Consider the following 4,221-nt stretch of genomic DNA (forward strand, 5'->3'; position numbering starts at 1 on the left):
TCGATGATCACCGAGGCGATCGGTCTCGCACGCAGGGCCGGAGCGACCGGAACGATCGTGGTGAGAGCCGATTCGGCGTTCTTCACCGGCCCGATCATCGCCGCGATCCGCGCGGCGGGCGCCTATTTCTCGGTCACCGCCCAGAAAAACGCGGCAGTGAAGAACGTGATCAACGCCATCGGCGAGGACGCCTGGAGGAAGATCGCTTACCGGCATCCGATCCCCGACCCGCTCACCGGCGAGTTGATCACGCATGCCGAGATCGCCGACACCACCCTGACCGCGTTCGTCCACGCCACCGAGAATCCCGGCCGCCAGGTCACCGCACGGCTGCTGGTCCGCCGCACCCCAAGATTCGAGCGGAACGACCAAGGCGAGTTGTTCCGCGTCTTCCACTACCACGCCGTGTTCACCGACACCGGCTTCGACCTGCACACCGCCGATGAGTATCACCGCCAGCACGCGATCATCGAACAGGTCTTCGCCGACCTCAACGACTCCGCCCTCGCGCACTTCCCCTCAAGCCGGTTCCCCGCCAACCACACCTGGCTGATCCTGGCCTGCCTCACCCACAACCTGCTCCGCGCCACCGGCTGCCTCACCAGCGCCTTTCACGCCAAAGCCCGCACCGGCACGCTGCGCCGCCACCTGATCGGCATCCCCGCCCGCATCACCCGAACCGCCCGCCGCATCACCCTGCGACTACCAGCCAACTGGCCCTGGCAAACCGCCTACCAGGCACTCTTCACCGCAACACACCGAACAACCTGACCCCGCGCCCCAACAACCCGGACCACAGTGGACACACCGGATGCGACGACCGGTGATCCACCACGACCACCAACCAAACACATGATCAACAACCACCATCAAGATCACCCGACAAGCACACCGGTGGATCCAGGTTGAGTGTCCCGATTCCTTCATCGTCGATGGGGTGTTCCGGTCTCGGGTCTTGATCAACGGAGGAATTGGGACGTTGAGCGTCTCAAATCTTCCCCACTCGCCCACATCGGCATCTAGAACAGGCGCTACAAGCTCACCGAGCTGACATCAGGATCCAGTGGGTAGGCAAATACAGGTCCATTAGAACCGCCCTCACCACTCACGAGTCCGTAAGGTGAGTCCCGTGATCGATCCCGCGCAGCTCCTGTCCGTCGCCCGCGAGGAAGCCGAACTCGGCAAGGCCGAGGGCGGGGTCCCGATCGGCGCCGCACTGTTCGACACCGCCGGCGTCCTGCTCGGCCGCGGCCACAACCGCCGGGTCCAGGACGGCGACCCGTCGATGCACGCCGAGACCTCCGCGTTCCGGAACGCGGGCAGGCGGCCGCACTACCGCGACACGATCATGGTCACCACCCTCTCCCCCTGCTGGTACTGCAGCGGACTGGTGCGCCAGTTCGGCATCGGCCGGGTGATCATCGGCGAGGCCGCCACGTTCGAAGGCGGGCACGGCTGGCTCGAGGAGAACGGCGTCGAGATCACCCTGCTCGACGACCCGGCGTGCACCGCGCTGATGACCGAATTCATCCAGGATCATCCGGAGCTGTGGTTCGAGGACATCGGGGTCCCGACCGGAAACTAGTCGAGCGAATCCTCGGTCTCGAAGACGACGGTCCGGTTCCGCCCGGACGTTTTCGCCGCGCGCAGCGCCTGATCCGCCGCGCCGACGAGCCTGTCGAGCGTCTCGCCGTCGGCGGGATGCGACGAGACCCCGATCGAAACGGTCGCCCCCGCGAACGTCCCACCCAGTGAGACGAACGTCGACGCGATCCGCAGCCGGATCCGTTCGGCGATCGCGTGCGCGTCGAACCGGGTCGTCCCGGGCAGCAGGACGACGAATTCCTCGCCGCCGAACCGGCCGACCAGATCCGCCGCGCGGACCTCCGCGCGCAAGGTGTCCGCCACGGCGCGAAGGACGTCGTCCCCGACGTGCCTGCCGTGCCGGTCGTTGAGCCGGGCGAAATGGTCGAGGTCGAGCATGAGCAGCGAAAGATCGGCGCCACGGCCGCGAAGCAGGTCGAATTGGGTACGGGAGCCGTCCAACCAGGACGACGCGGTGAGCAGCCCGGTGCCGGCGTCCGTGCCCGCATGGCCGCGCAGGGCGCGCATCGTCCCCGCCCGGTGCAGCACCACGAGCGCGCCGGCGAGCACCACGGTGACGAACGGCCAGTCCACCGCCGACCAGGCGAGCAGCAATCCGAACGCGACCATCGCCGCGTCGAAGGCGAATCCCGACGGTTCGGCCCCGAATTCGGCGGCGGGCGCGGCCAAAGCGGCATCGACGGACAGGAACACCAGGCCGGTCGCGAAAACCAGCGCGAAGCTTTCGAAATCCCTTGTCCCGCCGGTGAACGGCGGCGCACCCAGCAACACCGGGATGATCGAAGCACCGAGTGCCGAAAGCATGGTGGCGGAGGCCGCGAACACCTGGCGGTGCGGGATTCCGCGCCGGATCCGGCACCAGCGGTACCCCGCCGAGGCGACGACGAGCACGGCGGCCAGCGCGGGTGGCAGCAGCAACGCGCCCGCGAAGATCCAGGCCGCGTCCAGTCCGGCGCCGAGCCGGGTGTCGGCGCGGGACCGCTCGACGGGCCGCGAAAGCTCCGAACTCAGGATCATTCCGGCCAGCAGACCGGAAAACGGGAGCAGCGACGACGGCGTGGGCGGCCGCAGCACGAAGAGGTACGTGGTGGCGGCCAAAGCGGCCGCGTCGACCAGGAGCAGGTACCCGATCAGGCCCCGCCTCGGCAGGTCCCACAGGCTCCATGTCCCCAGTATTCGCCGCGGCGCGGCGAGCCGGTCTCTTCGGCCGCGGCTTCCGGTCGCCATCAGGGAGTCCCCCACCATTTCGGCAAACTAGCCGGTAATCGCGGAGCTGTCGATCCGCTTTCCGGGTCATGACCCCCCTACTAAGGTCGGTCGTTCCGGGCGGGAATTCCGGTGAATTATTGACAGTCCTCAATGGTCTAGTCCACTGTGAGAGAGCGCATCCTCCCGGTTGATACGCCGCGTCAAGACGGAGGTGCTCCACATCTGCGCGCATCGCTGCGCGCTTACCAGTTGGAGGACCTATGAAATCCTTACGACGCTGGGCAACATTGGCCACCACCGTCGGCGCCGCTCTCGCCACGGCCGTCGGCCTCGCCCCCGTCGCTTCGGCGGCCCCGGACGCGGTGCTGGCCTCGCCTTATCTGTACCAGTGGTCGGGACAGACGGACCCGATCGCCGCGATGAACGCCACCGGGGTCAAGGCCTTCACCCTCGCGTTCATCCTCTCCGACGGCGGCTGCAACCCGAAGTGGGACGGCAGCCGTTCGCTCACCGGCTCCGACGCCACGATGATCGGCAACATCCGGGCCAAGGGCGGCGACGTCATCCCGTCGTTCGGCGGCTGGTCCGGCACGAAGCTCGGCACGAAGTGCACCACTCCCGCGGCACTCGCCGGCGCGTACCAGAAGGTCATCGACGCCTACAAGCTCAAGGCGATCGACCTCGACATCGAGAACACCGACGAGTTCGAGAACTACACCGTCCAGGACCGGATCCTGAACGCCATCAAGATCACGAAGCAGAAGAACCCCGGCCTGCGCGTGGTCATCACCATCCCGACCGAGGTCGGCGGCCCCAACGCGACCGGCAAACGGCTGATCAACCAGTCGAAGGTACTCGGCGCGGGCGTCGACGCGTGGTCGGTCATGCCGTTCGACTTCTCCAGCGGCGGTGACATGGCGGGCAAGACCCGCAGTGCCGTGGACGGGCTGAAGAACGTCGTGAAGTCCACCTTCGCCCTGAGCGACGACGCGGCCTACCGGCGCAGCGGGCTCTCGTCGATGAACGGAAAGACCGACGTGGCGGGCGAAACCGTCAGCGTCGCCGACTTCCGGGCGATCCGCGACTACGCGGCGAGCAAACATCTCGCCCGGCTGTCGTTCTGGGCGGTGAACCGCGATTGCAACAACTGCGCGGGAATCGCGCAGGGCAAGTACGACTACACGAAGATCGTGGCGGGTTACACCGGCTGACTCTCGACCTCGTGAGTGGTAAGGCGGCTCTATTGGGGTGTAAGTCAAAGGTGGCGTGTTCATGGGCGAGGCTGGCGATGGGGTGAAGGTGTCCTTCGCTGCGTCTGATGCCGAGTGGCCGTGTCGCGAAAGCCACTTTCGGGACGTCTGACGTCGCGAAAGTGGCTTTCGCGACACCCCGACCCACACGGTCTGA

The 4,221-nt window shown here is 66.8% G+C and carries 4 protein-coding genes; 3 read left to right on the forward strand and 1 reads right to left on the reverse strand.

The window, feature by feature from the left end; genetic code table 11:
• Together ACZ5IK_RS42400 and ACZ5IK_RS42405 are read left to right on the forward strand one after the other, a co-directional pair.
• A partial coding sequence (locus tag ACZ5IK_RS42400; RefSeq protein ID WP_465492887.1) for a transposase occupies positions 1–771 on the forward strand: 771 nt, incomplete at its 5' end.
• Between the two features lie 349 nt (positions 772–1,120).
• The gene (locus tag ACZ5IK_RS42405; RefSeq protein WP_465492888.1) at positions 1,121–1,585 is read left to right on the forward strand and encodes a nucleoside deaminase; all 465 of its coding nucleotides are present in this window, start codon (positions 1,121–1,123) and stop codon (positions 1,583–1,585) included.
• Here ACZ5IK_RS42405 and ACZ5IK_RS42410 read toward each other — a convergent pair.
• Positions 1,582–2,832 (reverse strand): GGDEF domain-containing protein, encoded by a 1,251-nt coding sequence (locus tag ACZ5IK_RS42410; protein WP_465492889.1) that lies wholly within the window; start codon positions 2,830–2,832, stop codon positions 1,582–1,584. The genes ACZ5IK_RS42405 and ACZ5IK_RS42410 overlap by 4 nt on opposite strands.
• 242 nt (positions 2,833–3,074) lie before the next feature.
• On the opposite strand from ACZ5IK_RS42410, the gene ACZ5IK_RS42415 reads away from it, so the two are divergent.
• Positions 3,075–4,025 (forward strand): chitinase, encoded by a 951-nt coding sequence (locus ACZ5IK_RS42415; RefSeq protein ID WP_465492890.1) that lies wholly within the window; start codon positions 3,075–3,077, stop codon positions 4,023–4,025.
• Positions 4,026–4,221: the final 196 nt, after the last annotated feature.

This window comes from Amycolatopsis sp. NPDC031561 (genome assembly GCF_055580625.1).

Coding starts and splice junctions, on each gene's coding strand:
- ACZ5IK_RS42415 (WP_465492890.1), top strand. CDS start 3,075: ATGAAATCCTTACGACGCTGGGCAACATTGGCCACCACCGTCGGCGCC.
- ACZ5IK_RS42410 (WP_465492889.1), bottom strand. CDS start 2,832: ATGGCGACCGGAAGCCGCGGCCGAAGAGACCGGCTCGCCGCGCCGCGG.